This is a genomic window from Streptomyces nogalater (assembly GCF_039532885.1).
In the GTDB taxonomy this organism is placed as follows: Bacteria; Actinomycetota; Actinomycetes; order Streptomycetales; family Streptomycetaceae; genus Streptomyces; species Streptomyces nogalater.
In genome coordinates this window covers 32,748-56,476 of record NZ_BAAASM010000056.1, presented here as the reverse complement: position 1 = coordinate 56,476, position 23,729 = coordinate 32,748, and the positions used below count along the sequence as shown (strand labels likewise).

The following is a 23,729-nucleotide window of genomic DNA, read 5'->3' as shown; positions in this document are numbered from 1 at the left end:
CGACGGCGCAACAGTTGGGGCTCCGCTTCACTAGCGAACTTGGTTCGCGGTGTCGCCCGTTCCCGCCGACGTACCTCGGGGTGATGCAGCGTCATGCGTCTGACTACCCATACCGATCCAGGCCTGACACAGGCCGGTTCCTCCGCCGCCACGGTCCGGGCCCTGGAGATAAGCATCGCTGCGGACGGGGCGCTGGTCGCCGAGGTACGGCACTCGGTGCGGGCGACGCTGACGTCCTGGGGCGCAGGCGCCATCGCCGACGACATGGCGGTGGTGGCGTCCGAGCTGGCCTCCAACGCGCTCAAGCACGCCGGCAGTGACGCCACCGTGCGGTTGCAGCTGGTGGGGGGCCAGGCGCTGCTGGAGGTCGATGACAGCTCCATGCAGCGGCCGGTACCGCGCCGGGTCGGCGCGGAGGTCGAGGAAGGCCGCGGCCTGTTCCTGGTGCAGGCCCTGGCCGCCGAGTGGGGCTGGAGATATCGCAAGGGCGACGGCAAGACGGTGTGGGCGTCGCTTCCCGCACCCGCGGGGTGTGCGGCATGACGGCGTCTCCCCACGGCAGCGGGCCGCTGGCCGCCGCCGGCGCGCGGCCGGGGTTCTGGTGCGAGTGCCTGCTGACTTCGGCGGAGTCGGACAGCACGGTGCTGGTCGGTTCCTTCGACGCCTATGCCGCCCGCGATGCGGTGCGCTGGATCCGCATCGCCGTGCGCATGTTGGTCTCCGTGGTCGACGCGGCCGAGGCCGAGCCGGCCCACGAGTGGCTGCTGTTCGGTTCGAATCCCACCGCCGCCGCGCTGGAGCGCGGCGAGCCGTTCGCCATCGCGCTGCGGCACGAGCAGCTGCGGCTGGTCTGGAGTGCGCGGCCCGTCGGCTTCCTGCCGCTGGCCCACCGCACCGGCCGTGCACTGCCGCCGTGCGCGTCGGAGCGGGCCCAGCCCGCCGCGCTGCGGGCAGCCCTGACGGCTTCGCAGAACCCCCATCTGCCCGCACGCCGCTGACGCGGCCTGCCGAGTGCGAAGGAGTCATTCGTGAGCACAGCCGCAGCACATACCTCCCCAGGGCCGGTGCCGGACGTGGCCGAGGTCTTCGCCTTCGCCCAGGACGAGATCCGCTCGGCCGCCGCCGAACTGTGGCCCGGCGCCCGCGTGGAGCTGTCCTCCCACATCCCGAGCGTCACCGGCTACGTGCACCGCATCCGGGTGGGCGGCCGGGCGCTGTACGCCAAGCACTCCTTCCTCGGGATGTCGCTGGTGTCGATCCTGCGCGGCGTTGCCGGTGACTGGGCCGAGGTGCAGCGCGCCCAGGCCGTGTATGTCCAGCGGCCGGATGCGCTGCTGGCGCGGGAGGCCGCGCAGCTGCGGCTGCTGGCCGACCTGGGCAAGCCCCGGGTGTGCGAGGTCGCCGGCCTTGCGCGCGGGGTGCTGTTCACCGCGCCCGTGCCCGGGCCGACGCTGGCCGCCCTGCTGTTACGGGACCCGGCGAGCACGGCCGCGGTGTTCGAGTCTGTCTTCGCCGACCTGCACCGGCTGCACCGCTCGCGGACCGCCCAGCGGCTGGCACCGGCCGAGGCGATCTCCGAGCGGAGTGTGGCGGCGACGTTCCAGCGGAAGTTCAACGGCATCAGCGGCCAGACCTACCTCACCCGTCTGGGCGCTGAGCGGTGCACGGAGGCCGAGCGGGCCGAGGTGGCCGGGCTGCTGCGGGCGGTGGTCGCCCGGCTGCACCGGATGCGGCCAACCGTGCTCGCGCCGGGACAGGCCGTGCTGACGTATGGCGACCTCAAGCCCGAGCACCTGGTGTTCCCCGACGGACCCGGCGGACGCCCCGTGCTCATCGATCCCGGCCTGTTGAGGGCAAGGTCCTCGGTGGACGCCGCCAAGCTGACCAGCCGCACCGTGCTCCTGCTCGCCACTGCCCGCCCCGGTGCCGCGGTGGCCGAGCAGATCGCGGACGGGCTGGGGGTGTTCGCCGAGCAGCGGATGCGGCCAATGGCGCCCAAGGCAGCCCGCTCGTGGCTGCGCGAGCTGCTGATCGTGTGGCTGATGGACACCGTCAACATCCTCACCACCTTCCTGTCGGCCCCGGCCACGCTTCCCCTGCCGCCGCGCGGACGTCACCTGGTGGAGCGGGCCGTGGCGGTGTGCACCATGGCCGACCGCATCAGCACCGCCCTGGGCGGTGGGATGGACACGCACCGCGTGTGGGACACCGCACTCGGCGAGGCCAAGGCTGTGGCCGGATGAGCCGGACACCCGCCGTGGGCGCGGTCGGCATCGTCGGGGCGGGGGCGGTCGGTCAAGCCGTGGCCACCACGCTGTGCATGGCCGGCTTCTGCCGCCGCCTGCTGATCGCCAGCCGCACGGCGGAGCAGGCCGCCGCCCTGGCCGCGGACATCGACGACATGCGGCAGACCACTGCCTCACCCGTGCACCCCCGCGCCGGCCGAGTGGTCGACCTGGCCGACTGCCAGGCAGTGGTCATCGTCGTGCGCGCCTCCTTCACCAACACCCGGAACACCGACGTCCGCATGGGCGGCGCGGTCGCCAACGCGCCCGCGATCGGCCAGCTGGCTGCCGCGCTGCACGGCTACACCGGGACAGTGCTGGTGGTGACCAACCCGGTCGACGTGATGAGCAGGCTGTTCGCCGAACTCTCCGGCTGCGAGCGGGTGTTCGGCATCGGCTCCAACCTGGACAGCGCCCGCTACCGGGCCGCCCTCGCCCGCCACCTGCACGTCCCAGCCACCGCGGTGGCCGGGCACGTGATCGGTGAGCACGGGGACGCCGCCGTGGTGTGCGCGTCGGCCACCACGGTCAACGACCAGCGGGTCCCGCTGCCGCTGCAGCAGCTCCGTGACGAGCTCACCACGCGGGCCGGGCTCATCAGTGCGGGCATCGGCCGCACCCGCTCCGGGCCCGCCGGCGCCGTGCTCTCCGCCCTACACAAGACGCTGGCGGTGGACGACGGAATCGAGGAGCTCTCCGCCCCGTATGAGGGCGGCTGGCTTGGAATTCCGTTGCGTTTCACCCGGGGCCAGCCCGTAGCGTGCCTGCCCTCCCTCGACGCGGCCGAACAGCGGCAGTTCACCACGGCCGACACCAAGCTCCGCACCGCATACCAGGCCGTGCGGTCCCTGCCCGAACTGGAATCTCCTGACAGCGAAAGGGCTTCATGAACACCGTCACCGCGACGCGGCTGCATGCCGCGGACGTCAACATCACGATGATCAGCAACACCCCTGCGGTCACCGACTACGCTCGCCGCTACTTCGGCTCGTGGTGGAACGCCTTCGAGGTGCTGCCCGCCAGTGTGTGCGCCGAACCGGTGGTCTTCGCCGACATCGACGCCGACCAGTACGCCACGCTGCAAGCCCTGGTGGAGACGTGCCCGCATGAGAAGACCACCTACGCCAAGGCTGCCACGCTCGTGGCCCGCGACACCGAGGGCACGATCACTGCGGTCAGCCCCACGCAGCAGCTCGCCTACCGGCACGAGCCAGCCACCGGCCGCCTGTCCGTGATCGGCACCGAGAGTGAGCCCGTGGCGCTGGCCGCCGCGCGGATCGCCCGGGATGCCATGCGCGGCCTGCTGCTGCGGGACGGCTGGACGCTGCTGCACGCCTCCGCCGTAACCGACAACTGCCGCACCGTGCTGACCTTCGGCGAAAAGGGCGCGGGGAAGACCACAACCGCACTCGCCCTGGCGAACCTTGGCTGGCAGCTGCTGGCCAACGACCGGATCTTCGTCCGGCCGGACGAGGGCGGGCAGTTGCGCGTCCTGCCCTGGCCGTCGGCCGCCGCGATCGGCCTCGGCCTGCTGGACGCGCTGGGCTGGCACGACGTCGCCCGCAAGCGTCTTGAGGCTGGCGAGGCCCTCCACCCCACCCAGCACCCGGAGGTCACCGACGCTGTTCTGGCCGGGCGGCGCGAACCGCTGTGGGAGCCCGGCGGCAAGCGCGAGCGCAAGGTGCAGGTCTACCCCGACCAGTTCGCCCACTGGTTCGGCCTCAAGCTAGCCACCGGCGGCCTCGCCCAGGTCGTACTCTTCCCGCGGATCCGGCGAGACGCCACCCCGGCCGTCGAAGGCTGCCGCCGCACGCTCGGGGACGCCGACTTCATGCACGGCGCGACCGAGGACCGCTACTCCGACATCCTCGGCCTCGCCCCGGCCGGCGGAAGCGGAAGCAGCGACGCCCGGCAGAGCGTCGCCTACCACCTCGACAAGCTGCCCCAGCACACCGTGGTCCTCGGCCACGACCTGGCGGCAAATGCCGCCTTCCTGCACAGGCTGCTCAGCGAGTAGGCCGCAGGCACCCGCCGGGCGTTGACCTCCCCGCCCGGCGGGACGTACTCCACCGTTCCGTCGGGCATCGCGGAGAAATCGCTCCCCAGCGAGCCAACTGCGAAACTCATTGTCAGTGTGCGTGGTTACCCTCCCGACGGAATGTAGGCAGCATCTTCGGGAGAGGCAGTGCAGAGCACACTGGACATCCTGGACGGGTTCCTACGGGACGCCGTGCTCTTGAACGATACGTTCAAGGAGACCTCGGCGCTGCGGCACCCCACTGACCAGGGCAATGAACGGGAACACGCCTTCCGAACTGTGGTGGGCAAGTACATGAAGCGCCACGCCAAGGTATACAAGCGTGCCGGTGTTGAAGACTCCAGTACCAGGGAGTGGTTCCGCCAGCAGGATGTGGTGCTGGCCGACCCCAGGGTGGAGCCGCACCGGATCCTGAAGGATGACGGGCGGGTGTACATCGACCCGTCAGCTGTCCACACAGTCCTTGAGGTCAAAAGCGTCCTGAACAAGACCGTTCTGGAGACCGCGATGGAGTCGATCGCCGATGTCCAGACGGCGCCTCGCCGCAGGCAGGCGGATGTCCACCATGTGCGGTTCCCTATCAGCACCGGGCAGTTGGAATACATTCCCGTATCCGGCGGGGTGTTCGCCTATAGCTCCACGTCCAAGCGCACGAGGACCGTATCCCGGTGGATCGAGGCATGGTGCCAGGGACGCTCTCCGGAGCAGTGGCCTAAATTCGTCACCATCGCCGATCTCGGGCACTTTGAGTGGTGTGACCCCGAAACTGGATCTTGCGTGCCCTGGCCGTGCAAGGGCACCGAAGTCCTCATGTGTTTCCAGGCCAAGCGACCTCATCATCCGCTGGTTGCGATGTCCGCGCACCTGAACTACCTGTCCCGACTCTGGTGGGTTCCTGGCACGGAGTTCCGTCTGGGTGACGCCACCATCGCTCACGGCCTGAGCGTGGGAGAGCCGATCTATCCGAGCGGTGTCACGGCTCCGCCGGACACCTGTAATCATCCGTGCGTGGAGTGCCAACGCTTCGGACCGAGCTGAACTGCAGATTCGGACGAGACCACTGAGCCGGACCCGCCTACGAAAGTTGATCAATAATTCTGCGCCTCGCGGAACGACGCGCTTCAGCACGAGGCGGTGAAGGTACCCGGGGTTCAGCGCCCTCGCACATCCTGTGCAACCTCGTGCGCGCGGCGGAGCTGGTCGGTGAGGTTCGTGGCGGTGGTGGCGGCCTCGCCGATGACACGAGCCACGCTGGTGGCGTCGTCCCGGTCACGGGCCATCCGGTCCACCGCGGCGGAGGTCTGCAGCAGGATCTGAGGCAGGTGCTCGGCAAGCTCGTGGAGGTCGCGTAGGACGCGGGCCGCGCTGCGCGGGCTGTCGTACTCAGCCTTGCCGCTATCGAGGTCTTGGGCGATGTCGCGCAGCGTCTTCGCGGCGTCCCGTGACAGAGGGCTGGGGTCGTACGGCACCGGCTGGTTCCTCCCGATCACGGTGGGCAGAGTCTCATTCTGCCGCCGCTGACCTGCCCGTACAGCCGGATTCGCGAAGTTGGCGGGGCAGGAGGCGGGCTCGTGCCCGGCGCACCCTCCCCGCATGAGCGTTCACTAATGTACTCACCGAGGGGGTTCGGGCCCGCCGCCGATCACCATGCGGCGGCAGGATGCGCCGTACACCGGTAGCAGGATCGATCAGGGAGTGGCGGCCGTGGCAGACGCCGAAGGACAGCAGCACGTGATCTCCGCCCAGGAGTGGCGGGATGCGGAGCTGATCTGGGACTTCCACCAGATGCATCACGAGCTGCGCCCGTGCTCGGCGGGGATCGGGCTGGGCAGCCACGATCTGGGGGTCGCCTCGCGCACTGTGGATCTCTACCGGCAGGGCCTGTTCCCGGTGATGGTGTTCACCGGGGGCAACAGCCCGACGACGAAGGCACGTTTCCCACGGGGTGAGGCGGTGCACTACCGCGAGCACGCGCTGGAGCTCGGCGTCCCGGAGGGGGCGGTGCTGGTGGAGCCGAAGGCGGCGAACACCGGGCAGAACGCCATCTTCTCCCGCCAGGTGCTGGCCGAGGCCGACATCGTGCCGGAGTCGGTGCTGGTGGTGTGCAAGCCGTACGAGGAGCGCCGCTCGTACGCGACGTTCAAGAAAGTGTGGCCCGAGGTCGAGGTGCTGTGCGCTTCGGAGCCGGTAGGCCTCTCGGAGTACGCCAAGGGCATTGGGGACGCGAAGCTAGTCATCGACATGCTCGTGGGTGCGCTGCAGCGGGTCACGGAGTACCCCAAGCAGGGCTTCACCGTCCCCCAGGACGTCCCGGAAGAGGTGGCCGCGGCCTTCAAGCGGCTCGCCGACAGCGGCTTCGACAGCCGTCTCCTACCGCGCTGACCTGCCCAGAAAGGTCTGCAAGAGCGGACTGACCCCGCCGTCAGCGTCGGTGAGGCTTCGTTCGGCAGCCCATGGGTCGCGCAGGGGTGCCTCACCGTTGAGGTGCCGGCGGGCCACCCTGCTGAAGATGGCCATGGCCCGTATGACTCGGGTATCCGCCTCCCTGCTCTCGAAGGCGTCCAGGTTCATCTGCGTGAGCTCTTCGGTGCTGCCCGTGCCTATGACGGCGGCGTCATCGTGGACGGCGTGAGCGCGGCGGACGACCTCGCCGGCCACTGCCACCAGATGCGCCGGCCCTTCGAGGGTGACCACGATGTTCGTGAGGTGCAGAGTGCCGATGCTGACGCCGATCCGGAGTTCGGCGGCACGGCGATGGATGCGCTCGGTGTCCGGCGACGTTCCTGATTCGGTTAACTCGCGTTCGGCCCGGGCCACGCAGGACCGCCAGGAAGACAACCTACTGAAGTCATACGCCGCTTCGAGGAACTGGGCGTATGCATCGCGTTGGGCCTGGCGGCGTACGGCGTCGAGGCTGGCGCGTCCCTGTGCCTTCCCCGCAGCGTAGGCAGCTGCGGCGGCCAGAACAGCTGTCGGTGCGGAGACGAGTGCGGCGATGACGGCGGGATCCATGAGGGCTGATCATGCCGCACGACCGCAAATGGCCGGTGCCCCATGAAGGAAACATTCCTTCACAGGGCACCGGTACGTGCAGGCAGCGAGTGCTATCCGGCCAGTTGGAGAGCCTCGGCGCGGTCGGGCTCGTCGAGGCCTGCCGCCCAGGCGGTGTAGGCGACGCGGGCCTGTTCGACGGTGAGGCCGGCAGCCGTGGAGATATCGCTCCAGGTGCGGCCGTGCTGCAGGGCCTGGCGCATCAGGGGCGGCTGCTCGTCTCCGAGCTGCACGGTGATCGCGGTGCCCAGGACTAGGGCGGCGATCGCGTCGGAGCCGTCGGCGGTGGCGGTCTCCTGCGAGGGCAAGCCTCGGACGGTGCCCGCGAGACGGTCCTGGTGCCGCTGGCGGCGGTGAGCCATCTCGACCACGTCGGCGGCGGGCACATCCGCCGGGGTGGTGAGCTCGGCGGTGTCGAGCGCACGGGGCTTTCCTTCACTGGTCATGGTTCCTGCCTTTCGGCCTGGTCACGGGCGGAGTCGGGCATCTGAAAGCTGTAGCTCCAGCTGAAGCGGCTGGCGGCATGGACGCCGAGGGCGTACTCGATCACAGTCTCGTCGGCGGTGTAGGTGGTGCGTTTGAGGATCACGACCGGTTCGCCGGGCGGCAGCTCCAGCTGCTCTGTCTCGGCGGGGGTGGGCATGCGGGCCCGCAGTTCCTCGGTCATGTGGTCGGGTTCCAGGCCGAGTTCGTAGAACACGCGGAAGCCCCCGCCCTTTCCGGCCGGGCCGGGGGTGGGGTCGACCAGCCGGGTGCCCTCCACGTGGCTGGGCCGATAGTAGCTGGTCAGCGTGTGGGTGGGCTGGCCCTTCTCCTTGACCAGGCGGGCGCGTGCATAGACCTCCGAGCCCTCCGGGATGCCCAGGGCGGCGGCGATCTCGCGGGTGGCCGGCACCCGGCTGACGGTCTGGGTCTGGTCGGTGCGGTTGTACTCGCGGCCCGAGGCGACGCGATCGGCGATGAACGCCACCTCGTCGTTGTCGCGCCATTTCGCCTTGTCGTAGCGCTGGATCCCTAGCCGCTTGAGCGGAGGGTGGTCGCGGGCGTAGACGCCGCCGCCCTGCCTGCTGGTGACCAGTCCGGCGTTCTTCAGCCGGAGGATCGCCTGGCGCACGGTCTCACCCGTGACCTCGTACTTCGCTACCAGCTCGCGCGTGGTCGGGAGCTTTTCTCCCGGCTCGATGGCGCCGGATTCGATCTCTGCTCTGAGGTCGTCGGCGATCCGCTGCGCTCCGCGCGGCCTCGGGTCCTTTGCCGTCATGGGCTCAGCGTAGAGCACCTTCACTAGGCAAGTCATCACGGCTTCACTAGTGAAATCTTGACGGGGTTGCCGATCTCCGCCTACGGTCGATCTCACCAACTTCGCTAGTGAAGTCGGCGGGGTGTTGGGGCTGTTTTGCCCTGCCCCCGTAGCACTGCCTTGTCCGAAACGCGCAAAAGGACCCCTGATCTCCTTCCACCGATCTCAGGGGTCCTCGCGCGGAAGGCCCATCCGATTCGAGGAGTGACTTCCGCATGCCCAAGCCTACGAGTACGCCTGCCGCCGCGGCACGGCGTTCGCCCGGTTCATTACTGCGACTGCCGTTCGGTGCGTCGCCCGTGGCCGCGGAGGGCCGGGCCCGGGCCGCGTGCACGGGTCTGGACACGCAGATCTTCTTCGCCCGCCCGTCCGAGCTGGACCAGCAGCCGAACAAGGGCGAGCGGGCGGCGCTGGCCGTGTGCGTGGTGTGCCCGGCCCAGGTTCGTGCGGTGTGCCTGGAGCGGGACCTGGCCCAGTCGGAGATCACGCGTATCAACGGGGTCTTCGGCGGGGTGCGTCAGGAGGAGCGGCGGGAGATGTACCGGGCCCGCCAGCAGGCGCGGAGCGGGGGTGCGGCATGAACGCGCACAACCGTGAACTGCCGCAGCGCACCCGCATGTTGCCGGAGCCGGTGTTCCCGGAGCTGGCCGAGTACATGCGAATGGCGTGGAGCGGCCTGTCCGCCGCATCCCCGGCCACGCGCCGGGTCGAGGCCGCGGAAAGCGCCCGCGATCTGCTGGCGGAGGCCATCGCGCTGCCTCTGAAGGAGATGGACGCCGACGCGCTGGTGATGGCGATCCTGCAGCTGCGTGCGGGCCTGGCCCGGCTGCTGGCCGCCACCATCCCGGCCGCCGTCCCGCCAGCGCCGACCACCGGTGCCGTGCTGGACGATGCCAGCCTGGTCGCGCACCTGCTCGACTTGTTCAGCGACGCGGCCCCGCTGGACGCCGACGTCGCCGTCCACGTCGGACGCCCGCTGCCCGCCCCGCTCATCGACACCCTCGCCCAGGCCATCCATGCCCCCGGGCTGCGGCCCAGCGGCGACTACATGGAGGCCCGCGGCATCTGCGGCAACTCCACCATCCACCTCACCGCGATGACCAGCGGGGGTGCGTGATGGCGATCTTCGGACTCTTCGGCAACGACCGGCAGATGGCCGCCCCCACCTACGCGGGCAAGGAGTCGGCCAGCCAGAAGCGGCAGCGCGTGGAAGCTCAGCGGTCCGCGCGGCGCCGCGAGCGTCACCACCACAGCGCCACCCAGGCAGACCGCGACGGGTGGAAGTGGGCCGACAAGGAGCGCAAACGGCAGGAGGGCCGATGACCCGCGTACGCACCTGGCAGGCGGCCATCGGCCGGGCCGAGCAGGCCCGGCGGGCTGCCACCGACGCCGAGCAGGCCACCGCCCGCATGAAACAGGCCCTGAGCAGGACGGACGCGGCCCAGGCCGCTGACCGCCTCGCCACCACCTGGACACAGCAGGAAGAAGATCCCCGGTGATCGAGCACCATCGCGTACCGAACATCCCGGGTGCCCACCGCGCCCACATCATCGGCACCCCGGCCGCGGAGCCCAGGGCCGCCGACATCCTGGAGGCGGCCCACGCTGAGGCGGCCGACCTGCTGGCCGGTGTCCGCCGCGAAGCCCAAACCCTGCGGCGGGAGGCGGCCACTGCCGCCGCCCAGGCCGAGGCCGACGCCGACGGCGCCCAGCAGCGCAAACTCGTCGCCGACCTGCACACCCAGCAGTCCCACCAGGCAGCCGAGAAGCAGATCGCCGCCGCCCGGACGGTCCTGGACCAGGCCCGCCAGGCAGCCGAGGAGATGCTGGCCGACGCCCGCAGGACGGCCGCGCGGGTGCGGGAGGCCAGCCAGGAGGAGCTCCGCCGTATCGAGCAGGAAGCCGAGATACTCCGGGGGCAGGCCGATGCCCGGGCCCGCCGCCGTGAGCAGGACGCCGAATCCTTCCGCCAGGCCACGGAGGCGGAGGCCGCCCGGCTGCTTGAGGACGCCCGGCGCCAGGCCGAGGCCCTGGTGAACGACGCCCTGAAGCAGGCCGAGGTCACCGGCCGGAAGGCGGACGCCGCCTTGGCCCAGGCCCGCCGGGACAAGGAAGAGGCGGACGAGCTGCTGGAGCAGGCCCACATCGAGGCCGAGACGCGCCAGGAGCGCAGCGAGAAGCTGACGAAGAAGCTGCCGACCTTCGCGCTGTTCGCCGCGATCGGACTGACCGCCTCGGGCGAATGGTCCCTGGCCGTGCTGGTCGGCTTCCCGCTCCTGGTGGCACCGCTGCTGCCGATCGCGATCGACGTGTACGTGATCGCTGCCTTCCGGCGCCACCGCGACACGTTCACCGCCATCAGCCTGATGGTGATCGCGAACGTGCTGGTCCACCTCGCCGAGGCTGGGCTGTTCGGCGTCACCGGCACCGGTGACAACGTCCGGCCCACCTGGTGGCTGGTCGCCCTCGTCGTCTCTATTGGACCGTTCGTGCTGTGGCGGGTCCACGCGCTGCGCGACCACCCCGCCACCGCTGCCGCACCGGCCGCGCCCCCGGCGCCGGAGGAACCGGCGGCACCGGTCGCGCCCACGGCGGCACCGCCTGCTCTGCCGTCCGGTACCGGCACCGGCACCGGCACCGGTAACGAGACCGGTGAAGGCCCGCCTACCGGTAGCGGTAACTCCGCACCGGCTACCGGTATTGCGAGCGGTAACGGCAGCGGTAACGCCGCCGGGCCTGCAACCGGTAACCCCGCCTCCGCTACCGGCGGTGCCCCGCCGTCCGGCAAGCCCGGTGCGGCGGCCGGTGGCCGCCAGCGCCGTACCGAACGCCGGGCCTCGCGCAACGCCGGTGGCCGTGCGTCGCGCGGTACCGGGCGGGAGGAGCTGCGCGATGCGGTGCGCGAACGGATCACCGCTTTGCTCGCCGACGGCCAGACGCCGTCGCCTACCGAGCTCGGCCGCGAGTTCGGCGCGGACGCGGAGTGGGTCCGCAACCAGATCCGCGCGGTGAAGAAGAACCTCCCGGCGCAGCCCGCCACCGTTCCCTCCCGCCCCGCCACGGAAGAGGATGCCTGATGTTCTTCCGGCGCTCCCACCGCCCCAGCGCCCGGCTGATCCTGCCCCGCCGCTGCTCCCGGCCGCTGCCCCCGGTGCCGCCGCTGCCCGAGGGCTGGCAGCCCGAGCCGCTGGCCGGCGCCGAGCCGGACGCGGACGAGATCAAGGTGCGTGAGCGGCTGCTGGCCCTGCTCGGGGAGGCCGTGCGATGGCCCCGCTGAACAAGAACAACGCCGACGAGCCCTGGTGGGCCGACAGGCAGAGGGCCGAGCCGGCCCCGGTGGGCTGCTGTTCCGTCTGCCCGGTGGCCTCCGGCTGCCCGCTGCGCTCGCGGACCGCGGTGCGGTGCGCGGTGACCGGCGACCAGCCGCCCCCGCCGCCGCCCGTCATCACCCCGGACCTGGCCGAGGCCGTCGGTCAGGACCCCGCGGTGGCCATGGCCGAGACGGTGAGCTGGGCGGACGTCACCGCGGCCGTCGCCGAACGGGCCCCCAGCCGTGACGGCAACGGCAACGACCCGGACTGGGGACGGCTGCAGCCCGTCCGCAACCTGCTGTCCATCGCGGTGGTCAGCTTCCTGCCCGTCGGAGGCACGCCCGCCGCCCGCTGGGTCGCGGACAGCATCAGCAGCGGCGGCATCACCGCCCCCGTCCTCACCCCGCTCGGCGCCGTCCTCGCCGGCACCGGCGCCGTCTTCCTCGGCCAGCTCGTCCCGGGCTTCCCCGGCTTCGTCTGCGAACTGGCCTGGAAGGCGCTGGCCCTCACCGGCCGGGGCCTTGTGCGCCTCGTGCGCTCGCCCCGCGGCTGGATCATCACCCGCCCCGCGCTATGGGCCGCCGGAATCGGCGTCCTGATCGTCTCCTGGCGCGCTGCCACCCACTTCCTGACTGGAGCCTCCTGACCATGTTCGACAACTCCCCCGCCAACGCCGGTTTCGGCGCCCTGGTTTTCGGTGCCGTCGCCACCGTCGCGATCATCGCCGGGTTCAAGTACAAGCTGCTGCGCAACAAGAAGACGCTGATCCTCGTCGGCTTCTTCATGCTGCTGATCACCGTGAACTCCGGCGGCTTCCTCGGCGAGATCGCCGGTGCCCTGCGCCACGGCATGAACGTCGCCGGGCAGCAGGCCGTGGACAAGACCGCCGGAGCGACGGTGACCGCCAACCCGCCCCGCACCGCGGTCACCCCGGTCTCCGCCGGCGGCGCGGCCATCGGCCTGACCGGGATCACCTGGTACGTCATCAAGCTCATCGCGGCCCGCGGCAAGCCCAAGGACTGGAAGGAAATGGTCGGCGGCACGCTCGTGGCCGTCTGTTACGGCACCAGCCTCGGCTTCATGGGGTGGATCGTCAGCGCTACCACGCTGACCGGCAACAACATCGGCCTGTACGTCTTCGGCGCCTGATCTGTCAGGTCTCTCACAGCGCCCCCGCCGCGGGAACCTGTGGCCCCTTTTCCCCCGTTCTTGCCCTCCCCGCGCCCTTTCTGGAGTACCCCGCCATGACCAGCCACGACGAGAGTGGCCTCCTGCCCGAAGTCATCGTCTATCAAGGCGAGTTCGTCGACGACGATGAGCCGCAGCCGCACGCCGGACCGGCACCGGCGGCGGCCCCCCGCCGTGCGGCCCGGCGCATCGCCCACGCGGCGGCCACCGCCGCCCGCTTCACCGCCGCCCGCACCCTGCCGGGTCTGCGCAACGCCTGGGCCGTGACCGTGCACTGGGCCGCGCTGCGCTACATGACCGACGACGAGATCCGCCGCCGCATCGTCAAGAAGCAGTTCGACCACTTCACCGAGCGCCACGACGACGCCGTAACCGCCCGGAACACCACGCTCAAGCAGATGTCCAAGCTGGTGGACAAGGCGGCCGAGGACGGCCTGAGCGGCCCGGAGAAGAACCGGCTGCGTGCCCTCGGGACCGAGGCCGACCGCCGCCGCAACGGCCTGGCCGTCCTCAACGCCATGCCGTTCGCCCCGGACCAGCCGACCGCCGAGCAGATCAGCCGGTGGCGCGGGACACGCGGCGCCGTACGGTTCACCTGCGTCGTGGTGCCCTCCCTCGGTGCCCTGGTCACCGTCACCGCCACGGCGCCCGTGTCCGTGCTGATCACTGGCCTGGCCCTGCTCGGCGGTGGCTGGTGGCTGAGCCGCCACCCGATCCCGCTCACCGCCCGGCCGGTCCCCGCCGAGCTGCTCATCCCCGAACTCGACGCACCCGCCGACTACCAGCTCGCCGAACCCCGTTCCACCGCCGAGGGCAGGGACGCGCCCGCCGGACAGCGCCCGGCCGACGGCGCCGAGACGACCGCCGCCGATGAACAGGTTCCCGGCTCGCTTGCCGACGCGCGCACCGGGGAGCAGGCCGCCGCCGTGCTCGCCGGGGCCGTCCGCGCCGAGGGCCGGGACCTGGCCGAGGTCGCCAAGGCTGTCGAGGAGCCGTGGGGCTGGTCGTTCTACCTGCGGTTTTCCACCGGCAGCCCGGACGAGCTGAACAAGGACGACATCTACAAGGCCCTGATCACCCGGCTGCGACTGCGCCGCAACGGTCTGCTGATCGAAGGTGACCCGGAGGCCGGGGACAGCGCGTTCGTCCGCGCGCTGCTGCGTGACCCGTTCGCCCCGGACGTGGTCGGACCGCTGCCGTACCGGCCGCCGCTGTCGATGTCGATCGTGGACGCGGCCGACTTCGGCGTGGCCATGGACGGCACCCCGCTCGTCTTCTCCCTGGCCGGGCTGATGCTGCTGATGGTCGCCGACTCCGGCGGCGGCAAGTCCGGCGTGATGCTCGCGCTCGCCGAGGCCGTCACCGCCTGCCGGGACGCCGTGGCGTTCAACCTCGACCCGGTCGGCACCGGCGTCGGCGCCCTGGGCGAGGCGATCACGCTGTCGGCGTGCATGGACGACGAGCTGATCCAGGACGTCTTGGACTTCCTGCTGGCCCTGTGCTCGGCCCGCGCCCGCCAGCGTGTCCGCTACGGCTGGGGCAACAAGTGGCGCGTCAGTGAAGAGCACCCGGCCGTCGTGGTGTTCGTCGACGAGTGGCCGCAGCTGAGCGAGGAGGCCAAGGCGAAACTGGTGCGCGGGCTGCTGCTCGGCCGCAAAGAGGCCGTGTGGTTCGAGGCCGGCAGCCAGTTCGGCACCCGCGACTACCTCGGCCAGGCCATCGGCCCCAAGCTCTCCGCCCGCCTGCTGGGCGCCTGCCGCCGCGTGGACGTCACCGAACTCCTCGGCGGCGGCGCCATCGCCGAGGGCTACCGCGCCGACCTCCTCCAGGCCGCCACCCACACCCAGGTCAACGACGCCGGCCAGATCTACGCCCAGGGCCTGCCCGGCATGCCCAACCGGCCCATCCGCTACCAGGTCCGCGAGGTCACCGACGCCCATGCCGCCCAGCTCGGCGCCGAACGCGCCGCCGCCGGGCTGCCCGACCTGACCCACACCCTCACCGAGGCCGGGCTGTGGCAGCCGTACCAGGACCTGCTCACCCGCTGCCGCGCCGACAGCACGCCACCACCCGCGCCGCCCGCCATCCTGCTCACTCTGCGCGATGCCTTCCGCGCCGAGCAGGACCCCGACGCGCTGACCGTCGCCCAGCTCGCCGAGCACCTGATCGCCGACGACGCGGACCGATGGAGCCGGTGGGACGAACGCGTCGACCGGCTCGCCATGATCGGCCGCCACCTCCGCAAGGCCCTCACCGACGCCGGCGTGGAGCTGTCCTCCACCCGGCTGCGGCACCTGCCCGGCGAGCCCACCGGCTACCTCCTGGCCGACGTCAAAACGGCTCTGCAGGCGTTCTCGTGACCTGCCCGCGGCCTGCCGCCCTGGCACACCACTGGCAGGCCGGCGGCAGGCCGCCGTACAGAACCTGACCTGCGACGACAGGCCCCGCAGGCCGATCCGCCCCACCTCCGCCTCCGGCCGGTTTCAGCGGCCCCGGACCCATATCCGGGCCTGCCGTGACCGCCCGGCTCACCGGCCCACCACCCCCGCTCGACCAAGCCCCGTCCCCGCTCCGAGGAAACCGTGACCGACCACACCTCCACCGACACCGCGTACGCGACGTGGACGTCGCTCCAGCCCATCACCCGCCCCGGCGACGTACCGATCACCACGCCCATCGCGTGGATGGAGAACCACCGGGCCGATCACTCCCTGGCACTCCTGCTCAGCCGCCACGACCCCGACCGGCACGGCCCCACCGACGCCCTGGCCTGCCTCGCCCTCGGCGAGGCGATCCGCACCGAGCTGGGCCACTACCGCGGCTCGCTCGTCCACGACGCCCGACGCCGCGGCGCCAGCTGGCAGCAGATCGCCGACGCACTCGACACCGACATCCCCACCGCCCAGCAACTCCTGCGCGACTGGGCCGACGGCCAGCACCGCCTCTACCAGTCCGAGCCGCTCAGCGGCCACCGCCTCGGCCTGACCGCCACCGAGCATCAGGCCGTCCTGGACCTCATCCCCGACCACTGACCCCGGATGGAGAACACCGTGAACTCCCGCACCCTCGCCGCCTCTTCGGCCCCCGGCAGCGCCCAGCCGGTCGACGTCCGGCTCATGGGCGACGACCGCGCCGTCCGCGCCCTGGTCGCCGCCCTGAAGCAGGCCGCCGCCTGCGGCCCGGCCACCTACCGGCCCATGCGCGACAGCCACGGCACCCGCGCCTACCTGTCGGTCATCGTCCCCGTCGGCCCCGCACCGGCCACGTGACCCACAGACCGCCCACAGCCACCACCCAGGCCGCCCGGCGACCTTGGCCGGGCCAGCCAACCGCCCCAACCGCGGCATTTGCCGCCCAACGGAAAGGTCCACCATGTCCGAGAACACCACCGGACCCGTCGTCCGCTTCACCCCGATGACCGGCCGCGAACGTGCCTACGACTTCGCCCCGCTGCCCTGCCCGCCGCTGCACGCGCCGCTGGCCGCCGCCCTCACGGCCCGCCTCGCACCGGACACCGGCAGCATCCTCACGCTCGCTGCTGCGGACACCTACTTCGGCACTATCCGCCGTTTCCTGGCCTTCCTCAGCATGCAGGACCAGCCGCTGGCCAGCCTGGACGATGTACGTCCCGGCCACCTGTACACCTACCGGGACGTCGAGGGGGCCACCCGCTCGGCGGCAGGCATCGGGCGTGAACTCGCCCAGTTGTGCCGCCTGCTGCAGGACGCCCCCTACGGCTCGCTCCACTCCAGCGTCTGGGACCTGATCAAGGCACCCCGGAAGATCACCGGACCGCAGCCGCCCCGCACCGCGGTGCAGGTGTACTCGCATCGCGAGTACACCGCGCTGCTCCAGACGGCACGCACCGACGCGGCCGAGATCATCGCCCGCCTCACCGCCTCCGAGGAGCTGCTGGCCGCCTTCCGCGCCGCCGCGGACACGCTCAGCGAAGAAGACCAGGCCACGGCCCGGCTGCTGGACGTCATGGACCGCACCGGCCACATCCCCCACGTCGAAGGCCGGCGCAAGCAGGACACCGCCCGGCTGCTCTTCCTCACCCTGGCCGACGCGGCCCCGCTGTTCGTCTTGGCCCTGGCCCTCGGCCGACTGCGGGTCACCGAGACCGCCGATCTGCCCTCGCAGCACATGGTGAACCACGGCGACGTGGTCTTCCGCATCAACCAGCGCAAAGAGGGCACTGCACCGTGCCGGTGGGAGATCCGGGGCGAGGGCCACGACCCGCTGGAGAGCGCCAGTGACTTCTACCTCCTGCTGCACCGGCTCACCGAGCGCAGCCGCCGCTTCTCCGGCACACCGCAGCTTTGGAACCTGTGGACCGGCCGCAGCGCCAACCTCAGCGGCCACGCCCCGTTCTCTCGCCACGCCGCATCGCCGCTGCTGGCCACCTGGGCCCACCGGCACCACCTAACCGCCGACGACGGCCGCCCCCTCACCATCCAGATGCCTCGCCTACGGGCCACCGCCAAGGCCCAAGCCCAGGCCCAGCCCCGCACCTGACCAACGCGTGCCCGCCTGCGTAGCCCAACCGGCTCCGCTCTCCCGAACAACCCCACGACAGGAACCATGAACGACCTTGCCTGGCGGGTTTTCTACACCCGCTACGAACTGCCCCGGCCCCGCGCCGCCGACCCATTCATCGACACACTGGGCGACCTGGACCCCTGGCTGGACGAGCGCTCCGTTCCCGAAGGACAGCCCTACCTCATCTCGCCAACAGGCCACTACGACATCGAGCTCAACGCCTTCTTCAGTACCGAGTTGGCCTCCGCGCCCACGGACACGCTCAGGGCGTACGCCTCGGACCTGAAGCTGTGGCTGACGTTCTTGTGGGTCAGCCGTGGTCACAAGGACTGGCGGGACGCGGACTCCGACGACCGCGCCGCGTACAAGCGGTGGCGGACCGTCGATCAGCGGGGCCCGCACGTCCAGGCGGTGACCTGGGACAGGGAGGTCGGCACCGTCAATCAGTTCTACCGCTGGGCGCTGCGCAAGACGTACGCCCGCCAGAACCCGATCGTCCAGCGGGAGACTCGCGACCACCGCGGCCACGGGCCACGTTCCGTGCCCGCCGAGCTGTCGCACACCGGCTCCCGCAACCACCTGAAGTGGCTCACCCCCGCCATGTACTGCATGTGGCGTGATGTCGGAGTACGGGGCTTCACCCGGCAGGGTCTGGAGGACCCGTCGTTCCGGGGCCGCTTTGGATCGCGCAACAGGACGTACACGGATTTGATGATCCGCAGCGGGATGCGGCTGTGCGAGCAGACGTCTCTTTCGCTGTTCGAGGTGCCTCGCCCGGTCCCGGGCATGGTGAACGCCCGTTCCTGGCTGCCCGCCACAATCGCGAAGTACGGGTCAGCCCGCACCGTCTACTTCACGCACAGCGACTTGGCCGCCCTGTACGAGTACATCGAGGAGGAGCGAGCCGAGGCCATCGAGCTGGCCCGGAACCAGGGTGTCTACGAGCGCATCCGGAACCCGTTGATCATCACCGACATCAACAGGCCGCTCGTGGACGTCGGTGGCAGGCGGCTCGGCGTCGACCAGCTCGGGCACGCCGAGCGCCGCCGCCTGCTGATCGACACTCCTGACGGCCTGGAGCCCGCCGCGCTGTGGCTGAACGAGCACGGTCTGCCCAGCGCTCGTTCCTGCTGGCAGGCCGTGTTCACCACGGCCAACCAGCGGTGCGACAGGGTCGGCCTGGACGTGACCAGTCACGCCCACCAGCTGCGGCACTCCTTCGCCGTCATCACTCTCGAACTGCTCATGCGGGGTCACATCGCCAGCCTCGGCTCAATGAACCTGGAGCAGCGCGGCGCCTACCAGCGGATCTTCGGCGATCCCGTGAACTGGCTGCGCATTCGGCTCGGTCACAGGTCCCGGACGACCACGGAGAAGTACCTGCACACCCTGCAGGAACTGGAGTGGGAAACCCGCCAGGCACTCATCCCCGACGACTGGGACGCGGCGCACGTCCGCCCCGAAGAACTCGACGACCTCGTCCCCGCCGCCCCGGAGAGCGCTTCCGCATGACCGACGACACCACCGTCCCGTCCCGGCCCGCACGCGCCGGTCGAGGCCGTCCCTCCGTGATGCCCAGCGGACCGTACGAGTCCGAGCCGGCCGCCGAAAGAGCGGCCCGCACGCTGCTCGTGGCGTTCCATGGTGAGGACGGCCGCAGTAAGACCTTCGACTTCAGCAAGCTGCCCCTGCCCGCACTGCGTGCCGAGTTCGCCGTCGCCTTCGCCACCCGTACCGGTGTCGCAGGCGAGCTGCGGACCCTGAACAGCGCCAACTCCTCCTTCACCATTCTCCGACGCTTCCTCCTGTTCCTCGCAACGCTGAAGAACCCGCCCCACGACCTGGCCGCTCTCACCCCCCGTCACCTGGAGCGCCACCGCTTCCACCGTATGGAGGCCGTCAACGAGCACACAGCCGAGCGGGATCTCTCGGAGATCCGCAATCTGCTGCGCGTCATACAGCCTGACGTCCTCGGCTCTGAACTCCGTGACCACCTCACCCAGTACCGCCACAGCACCGGTCTGTGGAAGCGCCAGCACCGCGGCGGGGTCTCGGGATACTCAGACCGCGAGTTCCGAGATCTCATGACCGCTGCCCGCAGCGACGTCGCGGCCATCCGAGACCGGATCGATGCTGCCGAGCGCCTGTTGAACGCCTACCGGACCAACCCTGGCGCACTGAGCGAGGAAGAGCGCGAGCGCGGCGCCGTCCTGGACGCGATGGACCGCACGGCGGTCGTCCCCCGGGTCCATCGCGACCCCGGGTCGGGAAACTGGGACCACGCGGCCGAGACCGAGCTGGCGAGTCAACTCTTCCTGACTATCGCCGACCTGCCCCCGCTCGTCGTGCTGGCCGTCGGACTCAGCGGCCGGAACGTCGAGACCATCAAGGAGCTCGGCGCTGAGCACGAGATCCTTGATGGCCGCGCCGTCCGCGTGCACCTGACCAAGCGGCGCCGCGACAAGCAGCATGTTCACACGACGGTCCTGTGGGAGGTCGGCCCCCATCAGAGCCGCCAGCTGCACACGCCCGGTGGGTTCTATCTGCTGCTGCACCGGCTCACCGCACGAGGTCGGCGCTTCACCGGCGACACCCGGGTGTGGAGCATCTGGCGCGGTGCCGGGGCCCGCTCCGGTTCCTTGTGGGAGAAGACAGCCGCCGCCCATGGCCACCGTGATCCCTTCGCCGTCAGCCTCAAGGGCGGCTACGAACTGAAGGCGTGGGCTCGCCGCCACGGCCTGACGGCGGACGAGACAGATCCGGGAACCGGTGAACCGCTCCCTCTGCTGGTCAACGGCAACCGCATCAAGACCACGGTCGAAGTTCGGACAGTCAAGGCGCTCGGAGGGCACCTGCCGTCGGCCTCGCGGACCAACACCATCGATGTCAGCTTCGATCACTACCTGCGGGGCGACAAGACGGTCAAGGAGTGGGCGGAGAAGGTGCTGGACGCCGCTCTCGCCGACGCCGAGTCGAGCGCTCGCGCCTTCCACCTGCGCGTTCTCAGCGGCGAGATGGAGCAGGAAGCCGCTCGTGCTCCGGAAGTAGTGGCATCCGCGCTGGGCACGACCGCAGCGACGCTCAAGAGTGCCACGGCCGGCGAGCTGGACACCCTCGCCAGCTCGTGCCTGGACTTCGATCATCATCCGGACACCGGAGCCGAGTGCAACGTGTCCTTCCTGACCTGCCTCAGCTGCCCCAACGCCCTGGTCGCGGAACGGCACCTGCCCGCGCTCCTGGCACTGCTGGACGCACTGCAGACGGCATTGCAGGAGCTGACCGTGGACGCCTGGATCGCCCGCCACGGCCGCACCTGGCTGACCATCACCCGCCTGATCCTGCCCCGCTTCACCGACGGCCAACTGAAGAAGGCCGCCCACAACAAGCCCACGCTCCCGCCCCTCGACCTGCTCGACGGCCCGAAGGAACCCCAGTGACAACCGCCACCGCACTGCTCCCCGAACCGCTCGTCCCTAGCATCGCCCCGCACGCCCTTGTCCTGGCCGAACGCCCCCTGGTCCTCGATGCGGTCCTGCAGGAGACGAGTCGTTTCGCCGACGACGTGTGGAACCTGACACCCGCGGTCCACAAACGCCACCAGCGAGCCTGGAACCTGCACTTCGAGTCAATCCCCGACCGCTTCCGCCCCGTCGTCAAAGAACTGATCTACCGGTACTTGACCAACGACCTGCCGCACGGGGTCACCCCGTCGTCCATCGAGACGATCGTCGGCCGCTTCTACGAAGTGAAGGAGTTCATCAACTGGATCAGCCGGCGCGGCGCCGCCTTCCTCTCAGACCTCACCGCCGAGGACTTCGAGCAATGGGGCCAGTACGTCGACGCCCGGCACAAGAGCGACACCACCCGTACGAGCAAGCGATTCGCCGCACGCACTCTGTGGCTGTTCCGGACCAAACTTCCCAGCGGTGGGCTGGCTCTCGATCCCGTCGAGGTCTGGCACCAGGGCTACCGGCCGGCAGCACCCCGCGCCACCGGCGAGAACGCCACGGAGCGCATTCCCGAACAGGTTCTATCCCCGCTACTCATCTGGGCGCTGCGCTGGGTAGAAGACTTCTCCGAGGATGTCCTGCGTGCTCAACAGGAGTGGAACGAGCTGAAGGACCTCCCCGTGTACGGGAGGCAGTCGCCCGCTCCGCCGGGCACACCATCGACGTACGAGCGTTTGGAGGCTGTACTCGACCGCTACCGCGCTGCCGGCCGCAAGCTCCCCCTCGGCTGGAAGACGAACGGTCCCTACAACGACCGCCCACCTGTCAACCACGCCCACCTGGCGAGGCAGGCACAGTGCTTCCGCGGAACGCCTGCCAAGGGGATCTGCGCGGCACTCGTCGACGAGGCGGCGGAGGAACTCGGCATCGATGACGGCACTTACCTATGGACAGAGGTCCGCGGCCAACTCGACGGCCGCCAGTGGCTTCGCACGATCGCCTTCGACGACGTAAAGGTGCTGCTTCGGCTGCTGCATGCCGCCTGCTACATCGTCATCGCCAATCTGTCCGGCATGCGCGACAGCGAGGTCAAGCACATGCGCCGCGGCTGCCTCACGACCTGGCGTGACGACACCGGCCGCCCGGCCCGCCACTACGTGAAGAGCATGGCGTACAAGGGCGAGGACACGCCGACCGGCGTCGAGGCCACCTGGGTGGTCGCGCCCTCCGTCGCCCGCGCCGTCGAGGTCCTGGAAGCCACTCAACCGGCCGGGCAGGAGTACCTGTTCGCGTCCGTCTGGCACGAGCGGGACACTGTGCGCCTGACCGGCCTGACCAACAAGGACATGCGGGACTTCATGCGCTGGGTCAACACCTACTGCGCCGAACACAACCGTCCCGACTCCATCCCGGACGTCGACGGCAAGGCATGGAACATCAAGACCAGCCAGTTCCGCCGCACCCTGGCCTGGTTCATCGCACGCCAGGAGGGCGGCACCATCGCCGGGGCAATCCAGTACCGGCACCACAGTGTCCAGATGTTCGAAGGATATGCGGGCACCTCGGCGTCCGGCTTCCGCCAGGAGGTCGAGGCTGAACGAGCCATCGCCCGCGGAGAGAAGCTCGGCGACATCATCCTCACCGGAGAGTTCCGGCGGCTGACCGGCCCGGCGGGACGGGAAGCCGAGGAGCGTCTCACCCACCTGGAACACCACGTCCAGTTCCAGGGCAAGGTCATCCCCGACCGCAAACGCCTGGAACGCCACATGAAGCGCCACGACCCCCACATCTATCCCGGGGAATTCGTGACCTGCGTCCACAACCCCGACCGCGCCCTGTGCCGCAAGGACAAGAGCGACGGACCGTCCCTGCCCGACTGCCAGCCGCTGCAGTGCCGCAACGTCGCGCTCAGCCACGAGAACATCGACGCTTTCCACCGCTGGATCCGGCGCCTCGACCGGGCCGTGGAACACGGCATCGAACTCGCCCCGTACGTCCGCGCCCGCCTGGAGAAGAAGCGGATCGAGGTGGCCCGATTCCTCACCGCAAACGACATCCCAACCACAGATCTCAAGGAAGCCCAGTGACCCGCCAAGTCCCCAACGACGACGAAGTCCGCGCCGTCATGGACACCGTCCTGAAGGAGTCCGAAGAAGCCGGACGGCACCCCCGTATTTCGGCTGTGGAGAAGCGCCTCGTCATCCCGCACGCCACCTTCTACCGCAACTACCCACACCTCATCGAGGAGTTCAAACTCCGCACGGCAGAGAGCCGCAAGGACAGAGCTGTCACGGTCGACCTGCCACCAACGCCGGCGGAAACGATCGCCCGGCTCCGTCGCGAGAAGGAGGACGCCCGCAGGATCATCGCGGTGTACGCCGAGAGGATCCGGCAACTCACCCTGGAGAACGAGCAACTGCGGTCCCAGGTGCAGAAGCTTGAGGGGGTTACAGACCTCACCCGTCGCCGCACCAACCGCACTTGACCGAACGGCACGTCACGAAGGTGCGGGGCCCGCCTTGGCGGGCCCCGCACCTTCGCCCTCACGATCGTTGTATCACCGCAC

At 70.3% G+C, this 23,729-nt stretch carries 27 protein-coding genes; 23 read left to right on the top strand and 4 right to left on the bottom strand.

The genetic code is table 11. The features are described 5' to 3' along the window. Positions 1-93: 93 nt before the first annotated feature. From ABD350_RS30880 to ABD350_RS30855, 6 genes are all read left to right on the top strand, one after another. Positions 94-543 (top strand): ATP-binding protein, encoded by a 450-nt coding sequence (locus tag ABD350_RS30880; RefSeq protein ID WP_344352224.1) that lies wholly within the window; start codon positions 94-96, stop codon positions 541-543. Beyond that, complete coding sequence (locus ABD350_RS30875) at positions 540-998, top strand: hypothetical protein (protein ID WP_344352223.1); 459 nt, start codon at positions 540-542, stop codon at positions 996-998. Before ABD350_RS30880 ends, ABD350_RS30875 begins: the two co-directional genes overlap by 4 nt. 30 nt (positions 999-1,028) lie before the next feature. Further along, on the top strand, positions 1,029-2,243 hold the full coding sequence (locus ABD350_RS30870; protein ID WP_344352222.1) for a phosphotransferase: 1,215 nt from the start codon (positions 1,029-1,031) through the stop codon (positions 2,241-2,243). Further along, entirely contained in the window at positions 2,240-3,175 is a 936-nt protein-coding gene (locus ABD350_RS30865; RefSeq protein ID WP_344352221.1) for a lactate/malate family dehydrogenase, read from the top strand. Before ABD350_RS30870 ends, ABD350_RS30865 begins: the two co-directional genes overlap by 4 nt. Beyond that, positions 3,172-4,302 (top strand): phosphoenolpyruvate carboxykinase (ATP), encoded by a 1,131-nt coding sequence (locus tag ABD350_RS30860; RefSeq protein ID WP_344352220.1) that lies wholly within the window; start codon positions 3,172-3,174, stop codon positions 4,300-4,302. Before ABD350_RS30865 ends, ABD350_RS30860 begins: the two co-directional genes overlap by 4 nt. A 168-nt stretch (positions 4,303-4,470) precedes the next feature. Next, positions 4,471-5,361, top strand: coding sequence for a DUF6602 domain-containing protein (locus ABD350_RS30855; protein WP_344352219.1), 891 nt, complete (start codon positions 4,471-4,473; stop codon positions 5,359-5,361). Between the two features lie 113 nt (positions 5,362-5,474). Here ABD350_RS30855 and ABD350_RS30850 read toward each other — a convergent pair whose 3' ends face one another. Then, positions 5,475-5,813, bottom strand: coding sequence for a hypothetical protein (locus ABD350_RS30850; protein ID WP_344352218.1), 339 nt, complete (start codon positions 5,811-5,813; stop codon positions 5,475-5,477). 214 nt (positions 5,814-6,027) lie between these two features. Between ABD350_RS30850 and ABD350_RS30845 the strand changes: the two genes are divergently transcribed. Beyond that, positions 6,028-6,705 carry a YdcF family protein gene (locus ABD350_RS30845; RefSeq protein ID WP_344352217.1) on the top strand — a complete coding sequence of 226 codons (678 nt, stop codon included), beginning with the start codon at positions 6,028-6,030 and terminating at the stop codon, positions 6,703-6,705. Here ABD350_RS30845 and ABD350_RS30840 read toward each other — a convergent pair. From ABD350_RS30840 to ABD350_RS30830, 3 genes are all read right to left on the bottom strand, one after another. Beyond that, a complete protein-coding gene (locus ABD350_RS30840) occupies positions 6,694-7,335 on the bottom strand; it encodes a hypothetical protein (RefSeq protein ID WP_344352216.1) in 642 nt (213 codons plus the stop codon). The genes ABD350_RS30845 and ABD350_RS30840 overlap by 12 nt on opposite strands. Positions 7,336-7,427: 92 nt before the next feature. After that, positions 7,428-7,820: a hypothetical protein gene (locus ABD350_RS30835; protein ID WP_344352215.1), complete on the bottom strand. Its 393-nt coding sequence runs from the start codon at positions 7,818-7,820 to the stop codon at positions 7,428-7,430. Further along, positions 7,817-8,635, bottom strand: a complete 819-nt coding sequence (locus ABD350_RS30830) for a GntR family transcriptional regulator (protein ID WP_344352214.1) — start codon at positions 8,633-8,635, stop codon at positions 7,817-7,819. Before ABD350_RS30830 ends, ABD350_RS30835 begins: the two co-directional genes overlap by 4 nt. Before the next feature lie 338 nt (positions 8,636-8,973). Between ABD350_RS30830 and ABD350_RS30825 the strand changes: the two genes are divergently transcribed. From ABD350_RS30825 to ABD350_RS30750, 16 genes are all read left to right on the top strand, one after another. Next, positions 8,974-9,255 carry a WhiB family transcriptional regulator gene (locus tag ABD350_RS30825; RefSeq protein ID WP_344352213.1) on the top strand — a complete coding sequence of 94 codons (282 nt, stop codon included), beginning with the start codon at positions 8,974-8,976 and terminating at the stop codon, positions 9,253-9,255. After that, on the top strand, positions 9,252-9,791 hold the full coding sequence (locus ABD350_RS30820; protein ID WP_344352212.1) for a hypothetical protein: 540 nt from the start codon (positions 9,252-9,254) through the stop codon (positions 9,789-9,791). The genes ABD350_RS30825 and ABD350_RS30820 overlap by 4 nt, the downstream gene beginning before the upstream one ends. Next, a complete protein-coding gene (locus ABD350_RS30815) occupies positions 9,791-9,997 on the top strand; it encodes a hypothetical protein (RefSeq protein WP_344352211.1) in 207 nt (68 codons plus the stop codon). Before ABD350_RS30820 ends, ABD350_RS30815 begins: the two co-directional genes overlap by 1 nt. After that, a complete protein-coding gene (locus ABD350_RS30810; RefSeq protein WP_344352210.1) occupies positions 9,994-10,173 on the top strand; it encodes a hypothetical protein in 180 nt (59 codons plus the stop codon). The genes ABD350_RS30815 and ABD350_RS30810 overlap by 4 nt, the downstream gene beginning before the upstream one ends. Further along, on the top strand, positions 10,170-11,750 hold the full coding sequence (locus ABD350_RS30805; protein WP_344352209.1) for a hypothetical protein: 1,581 nt from the start codon (positions 10,170-10,172) through the stop codon (positions 11,748-11,750). The genes ABD350_RS30810 and ABD350_RS30805 overlap by 4 nt, the downstream gene beginning before the upstream one ends. Then, entirely contained in the window at positions 11,750-11,950 is a 201-nt protein-coding gene (locus tag ABD350_RS30800) for a hypothetical protein (RefSeq protein WP_344352208.1), read from the top strand. Before ABD350_RS30805 ends, ABD350_RS30800 begins: the two co-directional genes overlap by 1 nt. After that, positions 11,938-12,630: a hypothetical protein gene (locus tag ABD350_RS30795; protein WP_344352207.1), complete on the top strand. Its 693-nt coding sequence runs from the start codon at positions 11,938-11,940 to the stop codon at positions 12,628-12,630. The genes ABD350_RS30800 and ABD350_RS30795 overlap by 13 nt, the downstream gene beginning before the upstream one ends. Positions 12,631-12,632: 2 nt before the next feature. Beyond that, positions 12,633-13,133 (top strand): hypothetical protein, encoded by a 501-nt coding sequence (locus ABD350_RS30790; RefSeq protein ID WP_344352206.1) that lies wholly within the window; start codon positions 12,633-12,635, stop codon positions 13,131-13,133. A 95-nt stretch (positions 13,134-13,228) separates the two neighbouring features. Further along, on the top strand, positions 13,229-15,532 hold the full coding sequence (locus ABD350_RS30785) for a hypothetical protein (protein WP_344352205.1): 2,304 nt from the start codon (positions 13,229-13,231) through the stop codon (positions 15,530-15,532). Positions 15,533-15,754: 222 nt separating this feature from the next. Further along, positions 15,755-16,204, top strand: coding sequence for a hypothetical protein (locus ABD350_RS30780; protein WP_344352204.1), 450 nt, complete (start codon positions 15,755-15,757; stop codon positions 16,202-16,204). Between the two features lie 6 nt (positions 16,205-16,210). Beyond that, entirely contained in the window at positions 16,211-16,441 is a 231-nt protein-coding gene (locus ABD350_RS30775; protein ID WP_344352203.1) for a hypothetical protein, read from the top strand. A 103-nt stretch (positions 16,442-16,544) separates the two neighbouring features. Then, positions 16,545-17,690, top strand: a complete 1,146-nt coding sequence (locus ABD350_RS30770; protein ID WP_344352202.1) for a hypothetical protein — start codon at positions 16,545-16,547, stop codon at positions 17,688-17,690. 66 nt (positions 17,691-17,756) lie between these two features. Continuing rightward, on the top strand, positions 17,757-19,226 hold the full coding sequence (locus ABD350_RS30765) for a site-specific integrase (protein ID WP_344352201.1): 1,470 nt from the start codon (positions 17,757-17,759) through the stop codon (positions 19,224-19,226). Then, positions 19,223-21,151: a hypothetical protein gene (locus ABD350_RS30760; RefSeq protein ID WP_344352200.1), complete on the top strand. Its 1,929-nt coding sequence runs from the start codon at positions 19,223-19,225 to the stop codon at positions 21,149-21,151. Before ABD350_RS30765 ends, ABD350_RS30760 begins: the two co-directional genes overlap by 4 nt. Next, positions 21,148-23,250, top strand: a complete 2,103-nt coding sequence (locus ABD350_RS30755) for a hypothetical protein (protein WP_344352199.1) — start codon at positions 21,148-21,150, stop codon at positions 23,248-23,250. Before ABD350_RS30760 ends, ABD350_RS30755 begins: the two co-directional genes overlap by 4 nt. Then, the gene (locus tag ABD350_RS30750) at positions 23,247-23,648 is read left to right on the top strand and encodes a hypothetical protein (RefSeq protein ID WP_344352197.1); all 402 of its coding nucleotides are present in this window, start codon (positions 23,247-23,249) and stop codon (positions 23,646-23,648) included. Before ABD350_RS30755 ends, ABD350_RS30750 begins: the two co-directional genes overlap by 4 nt. The last annotated feature ends 81 nt before the right edge of the window (positions 23,649-23,729 follow it).